At 69.9% G+C, this 23,623-nt stretch carries 25 protein-coding genes; 5 read left to right on the top strand and 20 right to left on the bottom strand.

Features of this window, described 5'->3' with window-relative positions; translation table 11 throughout:
* Window positions 1-91: 91 nt before the first annotated feature.
* The 14 genes from J2850_RS25140 to ffh form a co-directional block, all read right to left on the bottom strand.
* Window positions 92-1,081, bottom strand: coding sequence for a CorA family divalent cation transporter (locus tag J2850_RS25140; RefSeq protein WP_209988081.1), 990 nt, complete (start codon window positions 1,079-1,081; stop codon window positions 92-94).
* A 46-nt stretch (window positions 1,082-1,127) separates the two neighbouring features.
* Entirely contained in the window at window positions 1,128-1,433 is a 306-nt protein-coding gene (locus tag J2850_RS25145) for a hypothetical protein (RefSeq protein ID WP_209988083.1), read from the bottom strand.
* A 19-nt stretch (window positions 1,434-1,452) separates the two neighbouring features.
* Window positions 1,453-2,352, bottom strand: a complete 900-nt coding sequence (argB, locus tag J2850_RS25150) for an acetylglutamate kinase (RefSeq protein ID WP_209988084.1) — start codon at window positions 2,350-2,352, stop codon at window positions 1,453-1,455.
* Window positions 2,353-2,436: 84 nt separating this feature from the next.
* Window positions 2,437-3,723 carry a cation:proton antiporter domain-containing protein gene (locus J2850_RS25155; protein WP_209988086.1) on the bottom strand — a complete coding sequence of 429 codons (1,287 nt, stop codon included), beginning with the start codon at window positions 3,721-3,723 and terminating at the stop codon, window positions 2,437-2,439.
* A gap of 19 nt (window positions 3,724-3,742) precedes the next feature.
* Window positions 3,743-4,420 carry a ribosome biogenesis GTP-binding protein YihA/YsxC gene (yihA, locus tag J2850_RS25160; RefSeq protein WP_209988088.1) on the bottom strand — a complete coding sequence of 226 codons (678 nt, stop codon included), beginning with the start codon at window positions 4,418-4,420 and terminating at the stop codon, window positions 3,743-3,745.
* Window positions 4,421-4,536: 116 nt separating this feature from the next.
* Window positions 4,537-6,264 carry a membrane protein insertase YidC gene (yidC, locus tag J2850_RS25165; RefSeq protein WP_209988090.1) on the bottom strand — a complete coding sequence of 576 codons (1,728 nt, stop codon included), beginning with the start codon at window positions 6,262-6,264 and terminating at the stop codon, window positions 4,537-4,539.
* A gap of 54 nt (window positions 6,265-6,318) precedes the next feature.
* Window positions 6,319-6,645 carry a membrane protein insertion efficiency factor YidD gene (gene yidD, locus J2850_RS25170; protein WP_209988091.1) on the bottom strand — a complete coding sequence of 109 codons (327 nt, stop codon included), beginning with the start codon at window positions 6,643-6,645 and terminating at the stop codon, window positions 6,319-6,321.
* 11 nt (window positions 6,646-6,656) lie between these two features.
* A complete protein-coding gene (gene rnpA / locus J2850_RS25175; RefSeq protein WP_209988093.1) occupies window positions 6,657-7,043 on the bottom strand; it encodes a ribonuclease P protein component in 387 nt (128 codons plus the stop codon).
* 8 nt (window positions 7,044-7,051) lie between these two features.
* Window positions 7,052-7,186: a 50S ribosomal protein L34 gene (rpmH, locus tag J2850_RS25180; RefSeq protein ID WP_012973146.1), complete on the bottom strand. Its 135-nt coding sequence runs from the start codon at window positions 7,184-7,186 to the stop codon at window positions 7,052-7,054.
* A gap of 99 nt (window positions 7,187-7,285) precedes the next feature.
* A complete protein-coding gene (rplS, locus tag J2850_RS25185; protein WP_209988094.1) occupies window positions 7,286-7,678 on the bottom strand; it encodes a 50S ribosomal protein L19 in 393 nt (130 codons plus the stop codon).
* A 41-nt stretch (window positions 7,679-7,719) separates the two neighbouring features.
* Window positions 7,720-8,478 carry a tRNA (guanosine(37)-N1)-methyltransferase TrmD gene (gene trmD, locus J2850_RS25190; RefSeq protein ID WP_246513523.1) on the bottom strand — a complete coding sequence of 253 codons (759 nt, stop codon included), beginning with the start codon at window positions 8,476-8,478 and terminating at the stop codon, window positions 7,720-7,722.
* Between the two features lie 59 nt (window positions 8,479-8,537).
* Complete coding sequence (gene rimM / locus J2850_RS25195; RefSeq protein ID WP_307354523.1) at window positions 8,538-9,167, bottom strand: ribosome maturation factor RimM; 630 nt, start codon at window positions 9,165-9,167, stop codon at window positions 8,538-8,540.
* A gap of 28 nt (window positions 9,168-9,195) precedes the next feature.
* A complete protein-coding gene (rpsP, locus tag J2850_RS25200; protein WP_209988096.1) occupies window positions 9,196-9,549 on the bottom strand; it encodes a 30S ribosomal protein S16 in 354 nt (117 codons plus the stop codon).
* A gap of 88 nt (window positions 9,550-9,637) precedes the next feature.
* Window positions 9,638-11,023, bottom strand: a complete 1,386-nt coding sequence (gene ffh, locus J2850_RS25205; RefSeq protein ID WP_209988098.1) for a signal recognition particle protein — start codon at window positions 11,021-11,023, stop codon at window positions 9,638-9,640.
* Between the two features lie 334 nt (window positions 11,024-11,357).
* Here ffh and J2850_RS25210 point away from each other — a divergent pair, with 334 nt between their 5' ends.
* The gene (locus J2850_RS25210) at window positions 11,358-12,710 is read left to right on the top strand and encodes a pentapeptide repeat-containing protein (RefSeq protein ID WP_209988101.1); all 1,353 of its coding nucleotides are present in this window, start codon (window positions 11,358-11,360) and stop codon (window positions 12,708-12,710) included.
* Window positions 12,711-12,734: 24 nt separating this feature from the next.
* Here J2850_RS25210 and J2850_RS25215 read toward each other — a convergent pair whose 3' ends face one another.
* From J2850_RS25215 to J2850_RS25230, 4 genes are read right to left on the bottom strand one after another with little or no spacing between them, the layout of a single operon-like run.
* A complete protein-coding gene (locus tag J2850_RS25215; RefSeq protein ID WP_246513519.1) occupies window positions 12,735-13,427 on the bottom strand; it encodes a hypothetical protein in 693 nt (230 codons plus the stop codon).
* A gap of 52 nt (window positions 13,428-13,479) precedes the next feature.
* The gene (locus J2850_RS25220) at window positions 13,480-14,172 is read right to left on the bottom strand and encodes a hypothetical protein (RefSeq protein WP_307354524.1); all 693 of its coding nucleotides are present in this window, start codon (window positions 14,170-14,172) and stop codon (window positions 13,480-13,482) included.
* Window positions 14,169-15,473 carry a DUF2336 domain-containing protein gene (locus J2850_RS25225; protein WP_307354525.1) on the bottom strand — a complete coding sequence of 435 codons (1,305 nt, stop codon included), beginning with the start codon at window positions 15,471-15,473 and terminating at the stop codon, window positions 14,169-14,171. Before J2850_RS25225 ends, J2850_RS25220 begins: the two co-directional genes overlap by 4 nt.
* Window positions 15,470-17,218: a diguanylate cyclase domain-containing protein gene (locus J2850_RS25230; RefSeq protein WP_307354526.1), complete on the bottom strand. Its 1,749-nt coding sequence runs from the start codon at window positions 17,216-17,218 to the stop codon at window positions 15,470-15,472. The genes J2850_RS25225 and J2850_RS25230 overlap by 4 nt, the downstream gene beginning before the upstream one ends.
* Window positions 17,219-17,514: 296 nt before the next feature.
* On the opposite strand from J2850_RS25230, the gene J2850_RS25235 reads away from it, so the two are divergent.
* From J2850_RS25235 to J2850_RS25250, 4 genes are all read left to right on the top strand, one after another.
* On the top strand, window positions 17,515-18,267 hold the full coding sequence (locus J2850_RS25235) for a pyrimidine 5'-nucleotidase (protein ID WP_209988106.1): 753 nt from the start codon (window positions 17,515-17,517) through the stop codon (window positions 18,265-18,267).
* A 136-nt stretch (window positions 18,268-18,403) separates the two neighbouring features.
* Complete coding sequence (dapD, locus tag J2850_RS25240; protein ID WP_209988186.1) at window positions 18,404-19,246, top strand: 2,3,4,5-tetrahydropyridine-2,6-dicarboxylate N-succinyltransferase; 843 nt, start codon at window positions 18,404-18,406, stop codon at window positions 19,244-19,246.
* A gap of 103 nt (window positions 19,247-19,349) precedes the next feature.
* Window positions 19,350-20,498: a succinyl-diaminopimelate desuccinylase gene (gene dapE, locus J2850_RS25245; RefSeq protein ID WP_209988108.1), complete on the top strand. Its 1,149-nt coding sequence runs from the start codon at window positions 19,350-19,352 to the stop codon at window positions 20,496-20,498.
* Between the two features lie 22 nt (window positions 20,499-20,520).
* Window positions 20,521-21,090 (top strand): hypothetical protein, encoded by a 570-nt coding sequence (locus J2850_RS25250; protein WP_209988111.1) that lies wholly within the window; start codon window positions 20,521-20,523, stop codon window positions 21,088-21,090.
* A 144-nt stretch (window positions 21,091-21,234) separates the two neighbouring features.
* Here the strand turns inward: J2850_RS25250 and cobT are convergent, their stop codons facing one another.
* Window positions 21,235-22,260, bottom strand: coding sequence for a nicotinate-nucleotide--dimethylbenzimidazole phosphoribosyltransferase (gene cobT, locus J2850_RS25255; RefSeq protein ID WP_209988114.1), 1,026 nt, complete (start codon window positions 22,258-22,260; stop codon window positions 21,235-21,237).
* 180 nt (window positions 22,261-22,440) lie between these two features.
* Window positions 22,441-23,487, bottom strand: coding sequence for a transglycosylase SLT domain-containing protein (locus J2850_RS25260; RefSeq protein WP_209988117.1), 1,047 nt, complete (start codon window positions 23,485-23,487; stop codon window positions 22,441-22,443).
* Window positions 23,488-23,623 lie beyond the last annotated feature (136 nt).

The following is a 23,623-nucleotide window of genomic DNA, read 5'->3' on the forward strand; positions in this document are numbered from 1 at the left end:
ATCAGCCAGCCCCGCCATCCCAGGGCACCCGCGGATCTCCAAGGCGCCGTGCCGTCCACCGGGCGAACGGCTCCATCGAACCGGTCGCTCTCTAAAGCCAGCGCTTCAGACGCACATAGATCATCGGCAGCAGGGCCGAGACCAGCATCAGCAGCAGGGCCGTGGCATACCCCAGCGGCGCCCCCTCCCCCGGCATGTCGGAGAAGTTCATGCCGGCGATGGTGGCGACCAGCGTCGGCGGGAAGAGCAGCACGGTGAGGACCGAGACGATCTTGACGATCTCGTTCTGCTCGACGTTGATCTGGCCGAGCGCGGTGTCCAGCAGCAGCGCCACCTTTCCGGACAGGAAACGGGCATACTGGTCGAGTCCGCGCAGATCCTGCAGCGCCGTCTTCGCCCAGCGCCGCGTCGCCTTGCCCGCGTTCCAGCCTTCGCCGCGAGCCAGGAAATCGGCCATGCGCGACAGGCTGGCCAGGCTGAGCCGCTCCTTGCCGATCAGGTGACCGGCGTGGCCGATGCGCTTCAGGGTCTCGGCATCGTCCAGCGTCTCGCCACGCGAGCGCAACGTGCGCCCGCGGAAATAGCGGCGGTTCAACGCATCCAGTTCCAACCCGGTCCGGCGCAACACGACCGACGTGCGGTCGACCATGCCATCGACCAGCGCCGCCAGCACCAGTTCGCCGCGCGAGGCCGGAACCTGGCCGTGGGTGGCGCGGCGGCGGAAGGCCAGCAGGGCCTGCGGGTCGATGTCGTGGATGGTGACCAGCCGCCGTCCGGCCAGCACGAAGCTGACGGTGGCGATGCGCGGCTCGTCGGTGTCGGCCCAGACCAGGGCGGTGATCGTCATGGTCAGGACGCCGCCGGCAACGCGCAGGCGGCTCGATTCCTCGATCTCCGCCATCTGTTCGCGGGTCGGCAGGCTGGTGCCGAGCAGCGCCTCCGCCCGCGCCAGTTCCTCGGTCGACGGGTTGATCAGGTCGAGCCATACCGCGCTTGCCGGCAGCGGCGGCGGGACCGTCTCCTCCGGGGTTTCGCGAACCCAGCGGAGCAGACCGCCATCGTTGACGAAGACATGCAGCAAGGGTCGGCTCCTTGCGGGTTCCGGTGCCGGGGGGAGGTTGGCGGCCTCAGGTCATCCGGCCGCCGCGCCGCGGCTTGGGCGATGCGGCCGGCTCCGCTTTCGGGTCCGGCTTGCCGGTGCCATCGAGATCGAGCGCCGCCCCCTCCTCCTTCAGCGCCTGCTCCAGCTTGCGGCGGAAGGCACCGCCGTCGCGGCGGGCGTCGAGGAAATGACCGACGGCCTCCTTGGCGGCATCGCTGTCGTAAGGAACCTTGCCGAGCACCGCCAGTCTGGCGCGCTCCACCAGCTTGGGGTCCATCCGCTCGCGGATGGCCTTCATCTGGCGGAGCAGTTCCTTGCGGGGATCGCTCATCGGTTCCCTCGTTGTGGCGTCAGGCCTTGCCGATCAGGGTGCCGGCGCCGCCCTCGGTGAAGATCTCCAGCAGCAGCGCATGCGGGACGCGGCCGTCCAGGATAACCGCCGCCTCCACGCCCTGTTCCACCGCGCCGATGCAGGTCTCGATCTTCGGGATCATGCCGCCCGAGGCGGTGCCGTCGGCGATCGCCTTGTGGGCATCCTCCAGCGACATCCGCTCGATCAGCTTCTTTTCCTTGTCGAGCACGCCGGCGACATCGGTCAGCAGGAAGAAGCGGGCCGCCTTGACCGCCGCGGCGACGGCGCCGGCCGCGGTGTCGGCGTTAATGTTGTAGGTGTCGCCCTTGTCGTCGAAGCCGACCGGGGCGATCACCGGGATGATGTCCGACTTGGCCAGCGCCTGCAGGATCTCCGGGTTGACCTTGTAGGGCTCTCCGACGAAGCCGAGATCCAGCACCTTCTCGATGTTGCTGTCGGGATCGCGCTGCACGCGCTCCAGCCGGCGGGCGGTGATCAGGTTGCTGTCCTTGCCCGACAGGCCGACGGCGCGGCCGCCGGCGCTGTTGATGGCGGCGACGATCTGCTTGTTGATGGAGCCGGCCAGCACCATCTCGACCACCTCGACCGTCTCCTTGTCGGTGACCCGCAGCCCGTCGATGAAGCTCGACTTGATCTTCAGCCGCTCCAGCATCTGGCCGATCTGGGGGCCGCCGCCATGGACGACCACCGGGTTGATGCCGACCTGCTTCAGCAGGACGATGTCGCGGGCGAACAGCTCCGCCAGCCCGGCATCGCCCATGGCATGGCCGCCATACTTGATGACGAAGGTGCTCCCGGCATAACGCCGCATGTAGGGCAGCGCTTCGGACAGGGTGCGGGCCTTGGCGAGCCACTCGTCACGGGAAGGTGTCTGCACGGGAGAATGCCCTTTGTCGCGGATGGACGGTCCGGCTTCTTTAACGGAAAGGTTGGCCGGTTGCCTAGGGGGCAATTTCAGGGTTCATAGCTGCCGCCGGCCGCCGCCGCCAACCGCCGCCGCCGGCCCCGCCACCGGCCGCAGCCGGTCGACCAGCAGCGTCATCGGCTGCGTCAGCGCGGTCACCGCGACGGCCATCAGGACCATCGCCGAGAAGCAGGGGCCGGACAGCACGCCCGCCTCCAGCAGCACGGTCAGCACGATGACCTCCATCAGCCCCTTGCACGGCATCAGCGTGCCGAGCCGAAGCGCATCCCGCCAGCTTTCCCCGGTCAGGCGGGCGGGCAGCGTGGTGCCGGCCATCTTGCCGGCAAGCGTCGCCAGGCTGGCGAGCGCGAAGACCGTCCACTGCGCCGGGTCGTCCAGCATCAGGGTCACCTTCAACCCGGTGAGGGTGAAGAAGAAGGGCAGCAGGATCAGGGTGGAGAAATGCTCCAGCCGGTCGAGGATCGCCGCGGCGAAGCGGCGGGGCATCGCGGTGCCGGCGATGAAGGCCCCCAGGATGTAGTGCAGGCCGATCAGTTCGGTCACCGCCGCCGAGGCCAGCAGGGCGGTGCAGATCACCACCACGGCCATCTCGCCCATCCGCCCGTCCGGCGCCAGCCGGTCCAGCAACCGGTCGAGCAGCGGACGGGCCACCAGCACCGTGGCGGCGAGATAGGCGAACCCCAGCAGGGCGATCCGGGCCACCGCCCAGTTGCCGCTCCCGCCGCTGGAGGACCAGGCGAGGGCCGCGGTGATCAGCAGCCACAGCAGCGCGTCGTTCACCGCGGCATAGCCCAGGGCGAGCCGCCCGACCCGGTCGCCCAGCAGGTCCATCTCCCGCAGGATCGCGCCCAGCACCGGCAGCGCGGTGACGCCGACGCAGATGCCGAAGCCGGCGGCGAACAGGCCGGGCGTCGCGTGCGGCCCTGACATCGCCGGGAAGGCGCCGGCAAGCCACCAGCCCAGCGCCCCGCCGAGCAGCGTCGGCACCAGCATGCTGGACAGCGACACCGTGGCGAAGGCCGCCCCGCGTCCGCGGAACTCCGCCGGGTCGAGATGCAGCCCGGTGAGGAAGGCGAAGAACACCACGGCCAGCAGCGACAGGCCCGACAGCGGCGCCAGGGCGGCCGGGGCGAACAGCACGCCCCACAGTTCGGGCATCAGCCGGCCGAACAGCGACGGGCCGAGCGCCACGCCGAACATGATCTGTATGACGACCATCGGCGCGACGTGGCGGCCGCCGCCGATCCGCCACAGCAGGAACGGCCCGGCGATCAGCAGCAGGGCCTGCAGGAGGAACAGCAGCGCCGGAGACAGCCCGTTCATTGCCCGATGCCCTCCTCGCTCATTCGGCGGCTAGCGCCGCCAGGCTGGCGCGCAGCTCGGCGATGCCGGTGCCCTTCTCGGAACTGGTGACGTGGATGTCGGGGAAGGCCGCCGGGTGCTTCTTCAGCGCCAGCGCGGTGGCGCCGCGGACCTTGTCGAGCTCCGTCGGCTTGACCTTGTCGGCCTTGGTCAGCACGACGACGTAGGGCACCGCGGTCTGGTCGAGCATCCGCATGATCTCGTCGTCGTTCGGCTTCAGCCCGTGGCGGGAATCGACCAGCACCAGTGCCCGCCGCAGCGTGACGCGGCCGCGCAGGAAGCGGCGCACCATGTCGTTCCACGCCTCGACCTTCTCCTTCGACTCCTTGGCGTAGCCGTAGCCGGGCATGTCCACCAGCTTCAACCGGTTGCCGAGGTTGAAGAAGTTGAGCTGCTGCGTGCGCCCCGGCGTGTTGGAGGTGCGGGCCAGCGTCTTGCGCCCGGTCAGGGCGTTGACGAGGCTCGACTTGCCGACGTTGGAGCGGCCGGCGAACGCGACCTCCGGCAGGTCGGCTTCCGGAAGCTGGTTCAGCGCGTTGGCGCCCCAGACGAAGTCGCACTCCTTGGCGAACAGCAGCCGCCCGGCCTCCAGCGCGGCCTCGTCGAAGCCGGAAACGATGCTGGGGGTGCTGGGGGCCGGCGTGTCGGGGGTGGTCATGGCGGGCGCTCTCGTTGGGATCGGCTAAAAAACATACCGCCGGCAAAGTCCCGTCAAGGGTCTTTGCCGGCGGCAGGTCTCGGACATTGAGCAGGGGGGGACCGCTGCCTGACGGATCAGGCCTTCACACCCATGCGCTTCATGATGGTCCACTGCTGCAGGACCGACAGGGTGTTGTTCCAGGCCCAGTAGATCACCAGGCCGGCCGGGAAGCCGGCGAGCATGAAGGTGAAGACGATGGGCAGGAACTGGAACACCTTCTGCTGCACCGGGTCCGGCGGTGCCGGGTTCATCTTCTGCTGGAACCACATGGTCACGCCCATGATCAGCGGCCACAGGCCGAGATGCAGCATGGCCGGCGGGCTCCACGGGATCAGGCCGAACGCCGTGAACAGGTTCGTCGGATCGGGCGAGGACAGGTCGTGGATCCAGCCGAAGAACGGCGCATGCCGCATCTCGATGGTCACGAACAGCACCTTGTAGAGCGAGAAGAACACCGGGATCTGGATCAGGATCGGCAGGCAGCCGGACACCGGCGACACCTTCTCGCGCTTGTACAGCGCCATCAGCTCCTGGTTCATCCGCGGCTGGTCGTCGGCGAACTTCTCGCGCAGCTCCTGCATCTTGGGCTGCAGCGCCTTCATCTTGCTCATCGCCTGGTAGGACTTGTTGGCGAGCGGGAAGAAGACGGCCTTGACGCAGACGGTCAGCACCAGGATGGCGACGCCGAAGTTGCCGATGACGCGGCCGAGGAAGTCCAGCGCGTAGAAGAAGGGCTTGGTCAGGAAGTAGAACCAGCCGAAGTCGATGGCCAGGTCGAAGTTCTTGATGTTCAGGGTCTCGGAGTAGCGGTCCAGCAGGTGCACCTGCTTGGCGCCCGCGAACAGCCGGCCGGTGTTCTCGACGGTGGCGCCGGGGGCGAGCTCCACCGGGGCGCCCATGGTGTCGGTCTGGTAGCGGTCGGTGTTCGCGACCTGGCTGTGGACGAAGCGGGCGGTCACCTTCTCGTTCGGGTCGGGCACCAGCGACACCAGCCAGTACTTGTCGGTGATGCCGATCCAGCCGCCGGTGGTGTCCTTGGTGATGGTGCCGGCCTTGGCGACCGCGTCGTACTTCTCCTCGGTCAGCGAGCCGTTGAAGACGCCGAGCGGACCCTCATGCAGGATGTAGTAGCCCGAGGTGTGCGGCGTGCCGGTGCGCGACACCAGGCCGTAGGGCAGCAGGGTGACCGGGGCCGAGCCGGCGTTGCGCACCGTCTGGGTCACCGTGAACATGAAGTCGGGGTCGACGGCGATCTTGCGCTCGAACACCAGGCCCTGGCCGTTGTCCCACGTCAGCGTCAGCGGCTTGTCCGGGGTCAGGGCGGTGCCGTTGGCGGTCCAGCGGGTCTTCTCGTCGGGCGAGGCGACGCCGGCGCCCTGCGGCACCCAGCCGAACTCGGCATAATAGGCGGCGGGCGTCCCGGCCGGGGCCAGCAGAACGATCTCCGGGCTCTTGGGGTCCGGCGTCTCGTGGTAGTTGGCCAGCGTCAGGTCGTCGATGCGGCCGCCCTGCAGATTGACCGAGCCGTGGAGCTGCGGCGTGTCGATCTTCACCCGCGTGCCGGCGGCGAGCTGCTCGGCGATCAGGGCGCTGCGGTCCTTGGCAACCTCGGCCGAAGCGGGGGGCTGCGCGGCGGGCACGCCGGGAGCGGGGACGGGAACCGACTGTTCCGTCTGGGCGGCCTGCTGGGCGGCGAGTTGCTTCTGCTGCTCCACCCGGGGCTTCTCGTAGAAGTACTGGAAGCCCAGCAGGATGGCGATCGACAGGGCAATCGCGATGATGAGGTTGCGTTGGTCGGTCATGGCGTCCGGTTGCCGTGGGGCCTTTGGAAGAAGGGCGGCGTGTGCGCGGCCTTGTTACGGGTTTTCGCCGGGCTGGGCAACCGCGGCATGCCCTTTTGCCGTCCCGCCGCGTCGCTGCGGCGCAGCCGGGGCCTTGCGGGCGGGTTCGGGCACGGGGTCCCAGCCCCAACCGCCCCAGGGATGGCAACGCCCGAGCCGGCGCAGCGTCAGCCATCCCCCCCGGATGGCTCCGTGCTTTTCCAGCGCGTCGATGGCGTAGCAGGAGCAGGTCGGCTGGAAACGGCACTGCCAGCCCACGAAGGGCGACAAGCTCCAGCGATAGAGGTAGACGAGCGCGCGGAGAAGATGCGCGAGCGGGGTGAGGCCGGCGATGCGCAGCATGGCGGCCCCCCTCAGCCTTCCGCCTCGCGCCACAGGCCGAGGCGTTTCAGCCCGGCGGTCAGGTCGCCGAGCAGGTCCGTCCAGGGCCGTTCGGCCGTATCGCCGCGGGCAACCAGCACGAAGTCGTGGCCGGGAGCGGCGTGGACGGTGAGAATCTGCCGCGCGGCCTCACGCAAACGGCGGCGGGCGCGATTGCGCACCACCGCGTTGCCGACCTTGCGGCTCGCCGTCAGACCGAGACGGATCGGCGGCTCGCCGTCGGCGGGCCGCTGCCTGTCGTCGTGCCGGCGCACCTGGAGGATCAGGCCGGGCGCCACATGCTTGCGGCGCGTCCCGGCCACGGCCAGAAACTCCGGCCGCCGCATCAGGCGCCCGACCCTGCGGTCCGGCGGCGCCATGGCGGGGCTCAGGCGCTCAGAACCTTGCGGCCGCGGGCGCGGCGGCGGGCGATCACCTTGCGGCCGCCAACGGTGGCCATGCGGGCGCGGAAGCCGTGACGACGCTTACGCACGATTTTCGAGGGCTGGAACGTGCGCTTCATGGCGCCTACTCCTTGAACTTGGCTGATGGTGACGGGAAGAGGACGCCCGGCCGAAGCCGGGCGCCGGACCTATGAACCTGGAACCGAAGGAAAGGCGCCTTACTCGGCGGCCTTCTTCGTGTTCATGCCGCGGCCGGTGGTGCGCTCGGAGATACGAGCGGCCTTGCCGCGCAGATCGCGCAGGTAATACAGCTTGGCGCGGCGGACCGCACCCTTGCGGACCAGCTCGATCGAGTCGATGCGCGGGGAGTACAGCGGGAACACGCGCTCCACGCCCTCGCCGTAGCTGATCTTGCGGACGGTGAAGGAGCTGTTCAGGCCGGCGTTCTTGCGGGCGATCACGACGCCCTCATAGGCCTGGACGCGCTCGCGCGTGCCTTCGACGACCTTCACGTTCACGCGCACGGTGTCGCCCGAGGAGAAGACCGGGATCTTCTTGTCGCCCAGGACCTTCTCGATCTGTTCCTGCTCGAGCTGCTGCAACAGGTTCATAGCACTACCCCTTTTCAATCGGCGCGCCTCGCGGCGGACCGTCACTCCGGTTTCGGGTCGTGCCGGCGAGCCTGCCGTCGACCCTCGTTCTTGACACGTTTCGTACCACGCTCCGCCGGACGGCTCGCCTGGTAGAGCGACCACAGGTCGGGCCGTCGGGCCTCCGTGATCCTCTCCGCCTCGGCAAGCCGCCAGGCTTTGACCTTTCCATGGTGACCGGACAGCAGAACCTCCGGCACCACGCGATCCACACCCTGGCCGTCGGTCCAGACCGCCGGCCGGGTGTAGTGGGGGTATTCGAGCAACCCCCGTTCGAAACTCTCCTCGCCCGCCGTCTCCGTATTGCCCATGACGCCGGGGAGCAAACGCACCACGGCATCGATCAGGCAGAGAGCGGCGGGTTCCCCGCCGGACAGCACGAAATCCCCGAGGCTGACCTCTTCGAGGCCGTGCGCATCGAGGACCCGCTGGTCCACCCCTTCGTACCGGCCGCAGAGCAGCGTCACCACCGGGGTGGCGGCCAGCTCCTTGACCAGCTCCTGGTTCAGCACCCGTCCGCGTGGCGACAGATAGATCGCCCGGCCGCGTCCCGGTGCCCCCGCAGGCCCCGCCGTCGCGGCCAAAGCCGCGTCCAGCACGTCGGGCCGCATGACCATGCCGGCCCCTCCGCCGAAGGGGGTGTCGTCGACGGAGCGGTGTTTATCGCGCGCGAACGAGCGAATGTCCACCGATTCCAGTGCCCACACCCCATTTTCCAACGCCTTGCCGGCCAACGAGTGGCCGAGCGACCCCGGAAACATCTCCGGGAACAGCGTCAGAACCCGGACGGTCCAGGCGCGCGGTCCTTCGGCGCCGTGGTTCACGGCTCCGTTTCCCCGCCGGCCCGGCCGTCCTGCGGCTCGTCGCCGTCCTCCGCCTGGCGGCCATCGCCCTCACGGGCCTCGACCACCGAGGGCAGGTCGACGACGACGCGACCGTTCGGGACGTCCACCACCGGAACGCAGGCCTTGGAGAAGGGAAGCATCTCCAGGGCGCCCGATCCGACGCGGATTTCCAGCATGTCGCCGGCACCGAAGTCGAAGACCGCCTTCACCGTGCCGTAGAGGGTTCCGTCGGCGAGTTCCGCCCGCAGACCGATCAGGTCGGCATGGTAGAACTCGTCCTCGTCCTCCGTCTCCGGCAGGGCGGCGCGGTCGACGTAGAGCCGCACCCCGGCCAGCGCCTGCGCCTGCTCGCGCGTCGCGACACCGTCGACCCTGGCCAGGAAGTTGTCCTTGACCATGCCCTGCAGCGTCACGCCGAAGCGGCGGGCGCCGGCTTCGTCGAACAGGGGTCCGTAGGTCGCCACGTCCGCGGGCTCGGCGGTGAAGCTGCGCAGCTTCACCAGCCCCCGCACGCCGTGCGATCCCGCGAACTGGCCGACGCAGACCCTGGAGCCCGCGGCCCCGGCATTCATCGCCCTGGTGTTCATCGGTGGATCGCCCGGCACGTCGCGTCCCTGACCCCTGCCCCCGGCCTCAACCCTCGGCCGAAGCGGCGGCGGCCGCGGCGGCCTTCAGGCGCTCCTGGGCCTTCGCCTTCGGAGCCGACTTCTTCGGGGTCTCGCGGACGGCGGGCTTCTCGACCAGGCCGGCATTGGCCAGGAAATGGACGACGCGCTCCGTCGGCTGGGCGCCGACCGACAGCCAATGCTTGGCGCGCTCGGCGTTCAGGACGATGCGCTGCTCGTGCTCGCGCGGCAGCATCGGGTTGTAGGTGCCGATCTTCTCGACGAAGCGGCCGTCACGCGGGCTGCGGGCGTCCGCGATGACGATCGAGTAGAACGGACGCTTCTTCGCACCACCGCGAGCCAGACGAATCTTCAGAGCCATTGGTCGAAACTTTCTCTTCTCAAGTCAAAACAGTTAACCGTGCTCCGCCGGTCGGGCGGAAAACCATGGAGCGCTCCGGCGCGGATCCTTATCCGAAGGGTCCCTTGCCGCCGAAGCCGCCCAATCCCTTTGGCAGCAGGTTGCCGAGACCGCCGCGCATCAGCCCCTTCTTTCCGAGCTTCTGCACCTGCTTCATCATCCCGCGCATGGTCTCGAACTGCTTGAGCAGCTTGTTGACCTCCTGCACCGAGGTGCCGGAGCCGGCGGCGATGCGCTTGCGGCGCGACGCCTTGATGATGTCCGGATTCCTGCGCTCCGCCTTGGTCATCGAGGAGATGATCGCCTCCTGGCGCTTGATCATCCCGTCGTCGATGTTGGCGTCCTTCATCTGGTCCTTGATCTTGCCGATGCCCGGCAGCATCCCCATCAGGCCGGACATGCCGCCCATCTTGCGGAGCTGCTTCAACTGCATCGCCATGTCGTCAAGGTCGAAGCCCTGGCCCTTCTCCATCTTGCGGGCGAGCTTCTCGGCCTCTTCCTTGTCGATGGTCTCGACCGCCTTCTCGACCAGCGAGACGACGTCGCCCATGCCGAGGATGCGGCCGGCGACCCGGTCGGGATGGAAGGGCTCCAGCGCGTCGATCTTCTCGCCGACGCCCAGCAGCTTGATCGGCTTGCCGGTGATCTGGCGCATCGACAGGGCGGCGCCGCCACGGGCGTCGCCGTCGATGCGGGTCAGCACGATGCCGGTGATGCCGACCTTGTCGTTGAAGTTGGTGGCGACGGTGACGGCGTCCTGGCCGGTCATCGCGTCGGCGACCAGCAGCGTCTCCGCCGGCTTGGTCGCGTCGCGGACGGCCGCGACCTCCGCCATCAGCTCCTCGTCGATGGCGAGGCGGCCGGCGGTGTCGAGCATCACCACGTCGTAGCCTTCGCGGCGGCCGGTCTCGATGGCGCGCCTGGCGATGGCGACCGGGTCCTGGCCGGCGACGATCGGCAGCGTGGCGACGCCGGTCTGCTCGCCCAGCACCTTGAGCTGCTCCTGGGCGGCCGGACGGCGAACGTCCAGCGAGGCCATCAGGACCTTCTTGCGCTCCTTGGTCTTCAGGCGCAGCGCGATCTTGGCGGTGCTGGTGGTCTTGCCCGAGCCCTGCAGGCCGACCATCAGGATCGGCACCGGGGCGGCGGCGTTGAGGTTGATGTCGGCGCCCTCGCCCAGCATCTCCACGAGGTTGTCGTGGACGATCTTGATGACCTGCTGGCCGGGGGTGATCGATTTCAGCACCTCCTGCCCGACGGCGCGTTCCTTCACCTGGGTGACGAACTGCTTGACGACGGGCAGCGCGACGTCGGCCTCCAGCAACGCCACGCGAACTTCGCGCAGTGCCGCGGAGACGTCCTCCTCGGTCAGCGCGCCACGGCGGCGCAGCTTGTCGAAGATGTCGCCCAGGCGTCCGGTCAGGCCCTCGAACATGCGTTCACTGTTCCCCAGTTACGGCTCGCCGCCCGCACAAGCACGAAAGCGCCAGTGCGCGACACTCGCGGACTGGCGGAGATACCCGGCATGGGGCCGGGGTACCCGGTCTATCGGCTTGGCGGAAGACAGGTCGGCGGACCATAGAGGAAGGCGGAGGCCGGAGTCAACAGTTGCAAGGAGATGCGGCGGACCTCCGAAGATCGCCCTTGCCCCTGCGCCGTTATCGGTCCGACACTTGTCACAACCGGCCGCCACTTAACGGTTTCTTGGCGACTTTCACCGATCATGGGCGACCCACTCGGCAGGGCTTATTCGAAAAGGTATTCCGGCGATGTCGTCCGCCCAGGGCTTCGGCTCCAACAGTCCGCGCAGCAAGCTGAGCCAGAGCCAGCTCAATGCGATCCTGTTGCGGCACCAGGCTTTCCGCAAGAGCCAACCCGGCGGCGTGCGCGCCAACCTGAAGATGCGCGACCTGTCGCACCTCGACCTGTCCGGCATCGACCTGTCCGACGCCGACCTGTCCGGGGCCAAGCTGTTCAGCGCCCGGCTGACCGGCGCCAACCTCGCCAACGCCAACCTCTATGCCGCCGACCTGCGGCTGGCCAGCCTGGAGCGGGCCGACCTGCGCCGGGCCGACCTGCGCGGCGCCTGCCTGCGCGGCGCGGTGCTGAGCGAGGCGACGCTGGTCGAGGTCGACCTGCGCGACGGCACGCTGCTGCATTACGACGCCAGCGGCGAGATGTTCGCACAGGAGTACGAGGACTCGGTGCTGACGTCGGAGCTGACGGCGGCGACCATCCGCGGCGCCGACCTGTCGCGGGCCAAGGTCGCCAACGCCTTCGTCATGCAGACCGACCTGACCGACGCCATCCTGCGCGGCACCAAGTTCATGCGCGCCAACCTGACCGGCTCCAACCTGACCGGCTGCGACCTGACCGACGCCGACCTGACGGAGGCGAACCTGTCGGGCGCCCGGCTGTCGGGAGCGGTGCTGACCGGCTGCGCCATCAACCGCACCAACTTCAGCGGCGCCACCCTGATCGGCGCGATCCTCGATGCCGCCCAGCTCCGCTCGCCGAACATCCAGGCGGCGGTGCTGGCGAAGACGCTGGAGAATCCGGAAGACGACCTGCGCGACCTGCTGGTGGAACACCTGTCCTGGATCGACAGCGGCGGCAAGGCCGGCAAGCGCGCCGACCTGTCGACCCTGGACCTGTCCGGGCGGAAGCTGGACGGCATCAACCTGTCGGCGGCCATCCTGCAATGCATCACCCTGCGCGGCGCCTCGCTCACCGGCACGGTGATGGCGATCGCCGACCTGTCGCTGGGCGACCTGCGCAACGCCGACCTGTCGAACGCCGACCTGCGCGGGGTCAATCTGGAGCGTGCCACCCTGACAGGCGCCGACCTGACCGGCGCCCAGCTCGGCCCGGTGCACATCCAGTCGATGAGCGGCCACATCTGGCGCGCCAACCTGCAGCGTGCCCGCCTCGGCATGGCGCTGCTGTGCAAGGCCGACCTGCGCAAGGCCAACCTCTGCGGCGCCAACCTCGCGGGCGCCGATCTCCGCGGCGCCAACCTCAGCGAGGCCGACCTGACCGGCGCCGACCTGACCGGCGCGGTCCTGGAGGACACCATCCTGGAACAGGCGATCGTCGAGGAGGCGATCGGGCTTGAGACGTAAGGGGCACCGCCCCTCGCGTCACCCTCAGGCCGAGGGCCCGCCGCGCCGCGCCGCCCAGTCTCCGGAGCTGTAGACGGTCCGGACATGGCGGACCAGCAGGTTGCGGGCGTCGATCAACTGGGCCATCCGCTCGCGGCAGGCGACGATCCCGGTATCGGGATGGTAGACCGGGGCCAGTTCGCGGAAGCGCCGGCGCACCCCGTCCTCGTCGAAGCACCATTCATTGATGAAACCGAACAGCCGGGCGGCGTCGCGCACCTCGGTGATCCGGCCGTCCAGCGGCTGGAAAGAGAGCCGCTTCAACGCATGGGCCAATGTCTTGTTGCGGTAGCCGAGCGTCTCCACCGCGGTTTCCAGGCGGCGGACATCCTCGGCGGGGAGGATGCGGGCGCCGGGTCCGGCAAGCGCCAGCGCGGCGGCGAGCGACCGGCGGATCGCGGCGTCCGGCGTGGCGCCGAGCGCCCCGCCCACCTCCAGCAGCCCTTCGCCCTCGTCGTCGCGCGGTCCGGGATCGGCGGCGCTCTCGGGCACCAGGAGCAGCGCCGCCGCAGCCAGCACCGGCAGGGCGACGCCGCGCGCCGACGCCAGCGCGAGCACCGTGGTGCGGAAGCGCGCGCCGCAGGGAACGCTGCGGCCGGCGGAAACGGCAAGGCGCGGATCGTCCGTTACGGTCATCGTCGTCGCCAACAGGTTGAAGGCCGGCGCGAGTCTAGCCAATCGCTAAAATTGTCGCAATTGCGCGGTTGGACGCGCCCGCTTCCCGCCGGAATTACCGCCCGGCGGCTCCGGGCATGGTCATGCCGGGCTTGCCCATCCCGGGCTTGGCGGGCAGCCTGTCCAGCAGTTCGGTGATGTAGGCGGTCTCGTCCTTGCCGGACATCGCGGCGAAGCCCTTCAACATCTGGCTGCCGAAGGCGAACAGGCCCGCCAGATCGATCCGCCACGCGCCGCCCTCGCGCACGAAATCGGCGGGCACCAGCGCCGGGCGGTTGTCGACCATCAGCAGGCCCGACGCCCGGTCGCCCCTGACCCGCACCGGCCCCAGCGAACTGCGGGCGATGACGTTGGGACCGAGCCAGCCGGCCTTCAGCCCGTGGTTGGCGATGTCGCCGATCGACATGCGGTTCAAGTCGGAGGAGCTCAGGTAGCGGCGCAGCCCCATGGCGGCGAAGCGCTCGGCCGGCTCCAGCCGCGCCAGCGGGGCGTCGCCGGGCTGGCGGGCCGCATTGCGCACCGTTTCCAGCGCCTTGACGGAGTCGCGGGTCAGCAGTGGAACCACCGCCGCGCCGCGCTGCTCGCGCAGGGCCGCCTGCGCCGCGTCGAAGGTGGCGGCGACGGCCCGCTCCTCCGGCGTTTCGCGCGGCGGGGCGGCGAAGCCGGCGGCGGAGATGAACAGGACGATGAAGAAGGCGAGGAATGCGGCGCGCATCTGCTGGAAACCCGGATCGCTGGGAAACGTCACGCCTTCGCCTCGATGCCGAAGAACTCGAGCTGCCAGCGCATCTCTTCGTCGGTCATCGGGTAGTGCGTGCCATCGCGAGCATTAAGCGCGGTTTTTGGCGGAATCTGGGCGAGCCGAAGCTGCACCTGGCGGGCGAAGCGCATCGACAGCCCGGTGCGCCAGACCAGCGCGGTGACGGCGCGCGCCGCGTGGGTGGCGACGATGCGGTCGACGACCGGCAGCGGGATCTGCGACAGTTCCGCCAGCGCCGCCATGACGAAGGCGCGGTCGCCTTCGACCATCGAGCCCTCGATCAGCTTCTCCGTCAGCTTGCCCTCCTTGTTCAGGCGGGCGGCGCGGTCGCTCGGCCGCTCCACCGCCTTCTCCGGCCCGGCGGCCCCGGTCGCCTCCTCGCCGAAATCGACCGGGCCGCGCGCGCCGCCGGCTGCGGCCGCCTGGCTGACGCGCTGGCGCACCGCCTCCGCAAGGCCGCGCGCGGCCTCGGGATCGAGGTCGCTGCGGTCCTGCAGGACCTTCAGCAGGTTGTCGGCGACGAAGCTGGCGAGACGCGCCACGGCACGCGCCGGCAGCCGGGGGCGGCGGACCAGCGGCGAATGCCAGGGCTCGTGCTGCGGCGCCTGGTCGAGGATGCGGTCGAGCGTCTCCTCGCGGATCTGCGCGGAGGGGTTGGCGAGCAGCGCCGTCACCGCCGCCTCGTCGTCGGACCGGGCGATGGCGTCCGCCACCGGGGCGGTGACGTTCTGGCGGCTGGCGATCGCGGCCATCGCACCGCGCACCGGCCCCTTCAGGATGATGTCGGCCAGATCCTCGTCGGTGAGGATCGGCGAATGCTGCAGGACCGGGGCGCAGACCGACAGCTCGACGTCGCGGGCCAGCCGGTTGATCACGCCCTGCGGGGCATTGGGAAGATCCTTCAGCGCCTCCGCCAGGATGCCGCGCACCTCCGACGCCTGGTCGCGCGCCAGCGTCTCCAGGCACTCCACCGTCAGCCGCTCGATCTGGGTGGCCTGGCTGGCGGACAGCTCCGGCATCAGGCGGGCGATCTTCTGCGCCACCGCCCGGCGCACCATGACCTCGCGGTCCTTGGCCAGCAGCAGGTCGGCCTGACGCGGCGTGCCGGCGTTGGTCGCGATGGCGCGGCGCACCTCCGCGGCGGCGTCGGCGGCCAGGAAGTAGAGCAGCTCCGGCCGGGTCTTCGGATGCTCGGCGACCTTCCGGCGCACCGCCGGATCCTCGCTCCGCACCATCTGCTTGGCGGATTCGTAATCGGCGGGATCGAGCATGTCGGAACGGGTGCTCACGGCGCGGACTCCGCGACTGGGAGGACGGACGGCAGCCCGGAGCGGTGATCCGGTGCGAGGGCGTAATGCCCCTTGCCGCTCTTCTTGGCGTCGTACATCGCCGAATCGGCCCGCTCGGTCAGCTCGCGCACGGTCTCGCCGCGCCCGGGCATATGGATCGCGATGCCGATCGACAGGCCGAGCGGCTTCTCCGGGCCGGCCGACAGATGGGCCAGACCCTGCATCCCGTTCAGCAGCCGCTCCGCGACGATCCTCGCCTTGCGCTCGTCGGTGCGGCCGAGCCACAGAACGAATTCGTCGCCGCCGAGACGGCCGGGCAGGTCGCCGGGCCGCACGCCGGTGGTCATCAGCGTGCCGATCGCCTTCAGCACCGCGTCGCCCTGCTGGTGGCCGTGCAGGTCGTTGACCGCCTTGAAGTTGTCGAGGTCGATGTAGAGCAGCGACGACGGCCCGCTCTCGGGCCGGGAGATCGACTCCTCCAGCCGTTCGAAGAAGGTGCGGCGGTTGAACAGGCCGGTCAGCCCGTCGCGCTCCGACAGCCGGCGCAGCCGCTCCTGGTAGGCGAGATGGGCATGGGCGATGCCGATATGGTCGGCCACGCCGGACATCAGGTGGCGGTCGTCGTCGTCCCACGGCTCGGCATCGCCGGTACGCCAGACAAGCAGGGCGCCGTTGACCGCCTGGCGGTATTCGGTGCGCTCCACGATCAGTTGCAGGTCGCCCAACTGGCCGTCCAGCCGGGTGGCGAAGGTCCCGTCGCCGCCCGCCGCCTGCCCGCTCCCGTCGGCGATCCGCTCCAGCAGCGCCGGCAAGGCGCCGTGCATGGCCGGCGGCTCCGGCCCGAACTGCGCCACCAGCGACAGGATGGGGCCGTCGCCGGACGCCGTCCCCTCCCCGGCGCGGTAGATGCGGCAACCGTCGGCGCTGAGCGCCCGCGCCGTCTCCGTCGCCGCCACCGCCAGGGCTTCGGCCGCGTCGAGACGGTCGCGCAGGGTATGGACGATGTGGCCGAGCAGCCGCTCGCGGTTGCGGATGCGCGCCAGTTCGTTGGACCGCAGCACCTGCTCCGTCACGTCGCGGCAGACGCCGCGGGCGCCGATCCAGTCCCCCTGCGGCCCGAACAGCGGCAGGGCCGACGCGACGACGCAGGCCGGCGTGCCGTCGGCGCCCTTCAGCCACAGCTCGGTGTGGTCGACCGGGCGCCGGCAGTCGAAGGGCATCGGCAGATCCTCCGCGTCGTCAAGCGCCAGCGTGCGCGGGTCGCGCCCGATCAGCGCGTCGGCCGGATAGCCCAGCGCGCCCTTGTGGCTGACGAAGACGAAGCTGCGGTCCGGCCCGGTCTCCCACGCGAAGTCGGAGGAGGCCTCCACCAGATCCTTGTAGCGCCGCCGCGATTCGGTCAGCGTATGGCGGAGCTGCCGCTCCAGCGTGTCGTCGCGCCCCAGCAGCAGGAAGCCGCCGTCGGGCAGCGGCACGCCCGCCCACTCGACGATCATGATCCCGCGCACCGATTCCACCGGCACCGAGCGCAGGCCCGGCGCGACGCTGGAGGCCGACAGCCATGTCCGCAGATCGGGAAGCCAGCGCGGATCGCTGTCCATCATGTCCTCCGCCTCGGCGTTCGCCTCGGAGACGGCCAATGCCGGATCCAGCCGCAGGGCCGGTCCGGGATACAGCGCGACGAGCGTCGCGGGGCCGGTCGGGTCGGAGGAGGTGGGGGAACCGGTGGTCAGGGGCAGGTCCACAGCGATCTCGGAAGATAGACGGATGAGCGATCCTGGTGGGGCGGAAGCCCGGCGAAATCCAGCCGCCGGAAGACCCCGGGCTGCGGACCGGTAAGCGGTCGAGGCCATGCTACCTTTTCGGGGGTTAATCTTCAATCAACCACCGTAGCGGGGTCAGCCGCAGTCGACACCTGGGCCGGCACCTGGGCCGGCCCAGGGACCGGCACGGCCCGGCGCCTGCCGGCCCCGGTTCGCCCCCCGGCTGCGACCATGTGAAGCGGCTTGCGGGCGGCAGGCGGCAGGCCCATTCTCTGGCCATGACCGATACGCCCTCCCCCGCCGTTCCGGCGCCCGCTTCCGCCTCCGGTTCCGTTCTCCCATCGGCCCCTTCGACGGCTGCCGGGCTCCGCGACCGCGCGGTGTGGGTGTTCGACCTCGACAACACGCTCTACCCGGCCTCCTGCAATCTGTTCGCCCAGGTGGACCGCCGGATCAACGAATTCATCGCCGGGCACTTCAACATCGGCATGGACGAGGCGCGGGTGCGGCAGAAGCGGTTCTTCCGGGAATACGGCACCACGCTGCGCGGCCTGATGGTCGAGCATGACGTCGATCCCGTCGCCTACATGGACTACGTCCACGACATCGACGTCAGCGGCGTCGAGCCCTCGGCACAGCTCACCGACGCGCTGCGGCGCCTGCCCGGCCGCAAGATCATCTACACCAACGGCTCGGTCCGCCATGCCGAGAACGTCGCCGGCCGGCTCGGCATCCTCGACGCCTTCGAGGCGGTGTTCGACATCGCCGCCGCCGGCTTCGTGCCCAAGCCCGACCCCCGCCCCTACGCCACCCTGGTCGAGCGCCACGGCTTCGACCCGGCGGACGCCTGCATGGTCGAGGACATCGCCCGCAACCTCGCCCCCGCCCATGCGCTGGGCATGACCACCGTCTGGGTGCGCGGCGAGCAGGAGTACGAGAAGGCCGGCGTCGGGGCCGGCGTCCACATCGACCACACCGTCGACGACCTGCCGTCCTGGCTCGCCGCCGTCGCGGGCGCCACTTCGGCGTAACGGGGGGCGTAACGGGGAACTGATGGGGGAGCGGCGCGATGGCGGATCGCGGCGAAGCGGGTTCAGTTGACAGGCGGGGCGGGGCGGCTCCATGGTGCCGTCCCTTGACAGCCATCGACAGCAGAACGACCGCGCCATGAGCCACGCCAGCCTGCAATCCACCATCGACGCCGCCTGGGACAACCGCGACGGCCTGAACACCGCCACCACCGGCCCGGTCCGCGACGCCGTGAACGCGGCGCTCGACGCGCTCGACGCCGGCGACCTCCGCGTCGCCGAGAAGACCGCCCAGGGCTGGACGGTCAACCAGTGGCTGAAAAAGGCGGTGCTGCTGTCCTTCCGCCTGAACGCCAACGAGATGATCCCCGGCGGCCCCGGCGGCTCGTCCTGGTACGACAAGGTGCCGCCGAAGTTCGATGGCTGGAGCGAAGGACAGTTCCAGAACGCCGGCTTCCGCGCCCTGCCCGGCGCCATCGCCCGCAAGTCGGCCTACGTCGCCCCCGGCGTCATCCTGATGCCGAGCTTCGTCAACGTCGGCGCCTACGTCGACAGCGGCACCATGGTCGACACCTGGGTGACCGTCGGCTCCTGCGCCCAGATCGGCAGGAACGTCCACCTGTCGGGCGGCGTCGGCATCGGCGGCGTGCTGGAGCCGCTGCAGGCCGACCCGGTCATCATCGAGGACAACTGCTTCATCGGCGCCCGCTCCGAGATCGTCGAGGGCGTGATCGTCGAGGAAGGCGCCGTCATCTCCATGGGCTGCTACATCGGCGCCTCGACCAAGATCATCGACCGCCACACCGGCGAGATCTTCACCGGCCGCGTCCCGGCCTATTCGGTGGTGGTCCCCGGCTCGCTCCCCGGCAAGCCGCTTCCCGACGGCACCCCGGGTCCCAGCCTCTACTGCTGCGTCATCATCAAGCGCGTCGACGAGAAGACCCGGTCGAAGACTGCGATCAACGACCTGCTGCGGGACTGATCGCGACGCATCCCCGTCCCATCCATCGCCTCTCCCGCGCCCGGTTCCCGGCCGCCGCGGGAGGGGCGGCCATCGGATCCCGGGCCGGACTGGAAGAAACAGCATGACCATCGACCCCGTCGCCCTCGCCCAGGATCTGATCCGCTGCCCCAGCGTCACGCCGCGCGACGACGGCGCGCTCGGCGTGCTGGAGGCGGCGCTGGCGCCGATGGGCTTCGCCTGCCACCGGCTGCGCTTCCAGCAGGAGGGCACGGCCCCGGTGGAGAACCTCTACGCCCGCCTGGGCACCCGGGGGCCCAACTTCTGCTTCGCCGGCCACACCGACGTGGTGCCGCCGGGCGACAAGGGCTGGACGGTCGATCCCTTCGCCGGGCAGGTGATGGGCGACCGGCTCTACGGCCGCGGGGCCGTCGACATGAAGGGCGCCATCGCCGCCTTCGTCGCCGCCGTCTCGCGCAGGCTGGAGCAGGGTGCGCCCGCCGGCTCGATCAGCCTGCTGATCACCGGCGACGAGGAGGGGGTGGCGATCAACGGCACCCGCAAGGTGCTGGACTGGATGGCCGAGCGGGGGGAGCGCATCGACGCCTGCGTGGTGGGCGAGCCGACCAACCCCAAGGCGCTGGGCGACATGATCAAGATCGGCCGGCGCGGCAGCCTGTCCGGCTTCCTGACGGTGTTCGGCGCCCAGGGCCATGTCGCCTATCCGCATCTCGCCGACAACCCGCTGCCGCGTCTGGTGCGCATGCTGGCCGCCATCACCGAAGGACCGATGGACGGAGGAACGGAGCATTTCCAGCCCTCCACCCTGGCGATCACCACCATCGACGTCGGCAATCCGGCCACCAACGTCATCCCGGCCCAGGGCAAGGCGACCTTCAACATCCGCTTCAACGACGCCCACACCCCAGCGGGCATCGAGGACTGGCTGCGCCGGACCTTCGATGCGGTCGGCGGCGCCTACGAACTGGAGGTCTACCGGTCCGGCGACAGTTTCGTCACCCCGCCCGGACCGCTGACCGACCTTGTCGCCGACGCGGTCGAACGGGTGACCGGCCGCCGCCCGGACTATTCGACCACCGGCGGCACCTCCGACGCCCGCTTCATCAAGAACGTCTGCCCGGTGGTTGAATTCGGGTTGGTCGGCCAGACGATGCACAAGGTGGACGAATACGCCTCGGTGGAGGACATCCGCAAGCTGACCGCGATCTACGAGGGCATCCTGGCCGATGTCTTCCTGCGGCTGCCCGCATGAGCCGGCGGACCGGGCTCCCGCGATGCCGCTGACCACCGCCGCCATCCTGTCCGCGCTGACCGGCGCCTACCGGCTGGCCCGCTTCGACCGCACCGGCATGGAGTATTTCGACCGCACGCCGGACGGGGCGCTGAACTCCTTCTACGCCGCGCTCGTGGTCCTGCCGGCCTACGCGCTGCTGCTGGTGATCCGGCTGTGGGACCAGGTGGACGACACGCCGTTGCTGCAACTGCTGACGGTGGAGTCCATCGCCTATGTCGTCAGTTGGACGGCCTTCCCGCTCGCGCTGTTCCGCATCTCGACGCTGATGGGCAGGGAGGCCCTCTATCCCGGCGCACTGGCGGCCTACAACTGGTCGGCGGTGCTCCAGATGGCGATCTACCTGCCGACCATCGTGCTGTCCGCCACCGGGCTGCTGCCGCCGATGCTCTCCGAAGGGCTGGCCTTCGGCGTGATGATGGCGATGCTGACCTACCAGTGGTTCGTCCTGCGCACCGCCCTGTCGGTCTCCAGCCTCGCCGCCGCCGCCCTGGTGCTGCTCGACCTGTTCCTGTCGGCGACGATCAGCGACCTCGCGGACGGGATGCTGTGAGATAGCGCTCCTGCCCCCTCCCCGACCCTCCCCCACCTGCGGTGGGAGAGGGAGCAAGTGCTTAGGCGGAAAAGCGGCGGCAGTCCCCTCTCCCGCGAAGCGGGGGAGGGTTAGGGAGGGGGCACAGGAGGGAGACTCCCCCGTTCACCCCTGCGTGCTGACGCCCGCCTCGCCGAAGGTCGCCATGCCGGCATGGCAGGCGACGGCCGACCTGACGATGTTGATCGCCAGGGTGGCGCCGGAGCCCTCGCCCAGGCGCATGCCGAGGTCGAGCAGCGGCTCCTTGCCGATCGCCTGCAGCAGGCGGGCGTGGCCGGGCTCCACCGAGCGGTGGGCGACCATGCAGTGGTCGAGCGCGCGACGGTCGGCCTTGAAGAGCACCGCGGCGGCGGCGGTGCAGGCGAAGCCGTCGAGCAGCACCGGCACGCGGGCGACGCGGGCGGCCAGGATGGCGCCGGCGATAGCGGCGAACTCGTAGCCGCCCAGACGGCGCAGAGCCTCCAGCGGATCGCCCTTCGCCTGCGGGTTGGCGGCGAGTCCGGCCTCCACCACGGCGATCTTGCGGGCGAGCCCGGCATCGTCGACCCCGGTGCCGCGGCCGGTCCAGTCGGCCGCCTCGCCGCCGAACAGGGCGAGGCAGAGGGCGGCGGCGGCGGTCGAGTTGCCGATGCCCATCTCGCCCAACGCCAGAAGCTGCACCCCCATCTCCACCGACATCATGCCGTAGGCCATGGTGCGGCAGCACTCCTCCTCGCCCATCGCCGGACCCTGGGTGAAGTCGGCGGTCGGGTTCTCCAGGTCCAGCTCATAGACGCGCAGGTCGGCGTCGGCCACCTCGCAGAGCTGGTTGACCGCAGCGCCGCCGTTCTGGAAGTTGGCGACCATCTGCACGGTCACCTCGGCCGGATAGGCCGAGACGCCGTGGGCGGCGATGCCATGGTTGCCGGCGAACACGGCGACGCGCGGCCGGCGCAGGTCGGCGGGATGCTGGCCCTGCCAGGTCGCCATCCACTGGGCGATCTCCTCCAGCCGCCCAAGCGATCCCGCCGGCTTGGTGAGCTGGCGCTCGCGCTGCAAGGCCGCAGTGCCGGCATCGAGGTCGGGGCCGGGCAGGTTGCGCACGAGCGCGCGGATTTCCTCGAAGGTGACGGCGGGCTGCTGGTTGCTCATGATCGGTCCTGGGGTGGGCGCCAAAAAACGGCGCGACCTTGCACCCATCCGACCTTCAAGTCAAAGCGCCAGCGTAGGACATTTTGCCCCTTCCGATCGGGAAACCCGGTCTTTGACCGTCCCAATCGATCCGCCCCGCCCAAACGACCCCACCCAAACGCCCCCACCCAAACGCCTGGGTCAGGCTGCCCGGCTGACCGCGTCCGTTCCGGCCGCCCCGGCGGTGGCGGTGGCGACCGGCGTCGCCGACTCCGTGCCGACGATGCGGCCGAGCCCGAGCCCGAAGCCCACGGCGATCCCGGACCCGGCGGCCTGATCGGTGCGCACCGGCTCCTCGCGCATGCGGCGGTGCTCCTTGTCGCGGGCGCGCGCCTGCCGGCCGGCGACGCTGTCGACCTCGTCCGGGGTCTCCAGCGCGTTCAGCGCCAGCACCTGGTAGATCGACAGCGGCGTGCCGTTCAACGACTTGGCCGCCGCCATCGGCACCTGGGTGGTGAAGCCGTCCGGCATGTCCTGCTTGCGCACGGTGTCGTTGACGACCTGGCCGGGAGCGAAGGTCGCGAGCGGGTTCTCGGAGAACTTGGTGGCGAAGCGGTCATAGATCTCCTTCAGCGACTTCGCCTTGCCGGTGGCCTTGTCGTAGAAGACGGCCTTGTTGGCGGCGGCGGCGTCGGGGAAGACGTCGCGCGCGGTGCGGCCGGGGCTCTCCTGCATGGCGTTCAGGAACTTGGAGGCGCCGCCGGCCCCGAGGAAATGGGCGAGATACAGCTCGGTCGAGCCGATCTTCCCGTCCACCGTCTCCTCCAGATACTCCTTGTTGTCGCGGGTGAATTCCGCGGCCATCAGCGCGGAGACGTTGGGATCCTTCCGCAGGTCGAGGATTTCCTGCTTCATCGCCGGGTCGGCGACGGCGGCGCGTCCGTCGCTGCGCATCTGGATGGCGTTGGCGTATTTGCCGAGCCCATGGTCGGCGCCATGCGCCTTCACCGTCTGCAGCCAGGTGCTGTCGATGAACTGGTAGAGCCCGGTCGCCGAGGAGGAGGAGGATTTTACGTCCGTGCGGAACCCGCTCTCCACGGCAGCTTTTTCCATGAGGTAGGAAAAATCGACCCCCGTCTTGGCGCTGGCGTTGCGCACCGCGGCCTCCACGTCGGCCGGACCACGGGCGGCGCGGGCCTGGCGGGCGGCGGTGTCGCTGAGGTTGCCAAGGGCGGAAGAGATGGTCATGGGTCGATCCCCGTGTAAAGGCCCCGGCGCGGAGCGACAGCACTTATGCAGGCACTGTGCCAACACGGGCGGCCTCACTGTCGCCAAGGCCCTCTCGCCAACCACCATTCGATACGGTATGGTGACGCATAGGTAA

Origin of the sequence: Azospirillum picis (assembly GCF_017876115.1) — a bacterium.
GTDB lineage: Bacteria > Pseudomonadota > Alphaproteobacteria > Azospirillales > Azospirillaceae > Azospirillum > Azospirillum picis.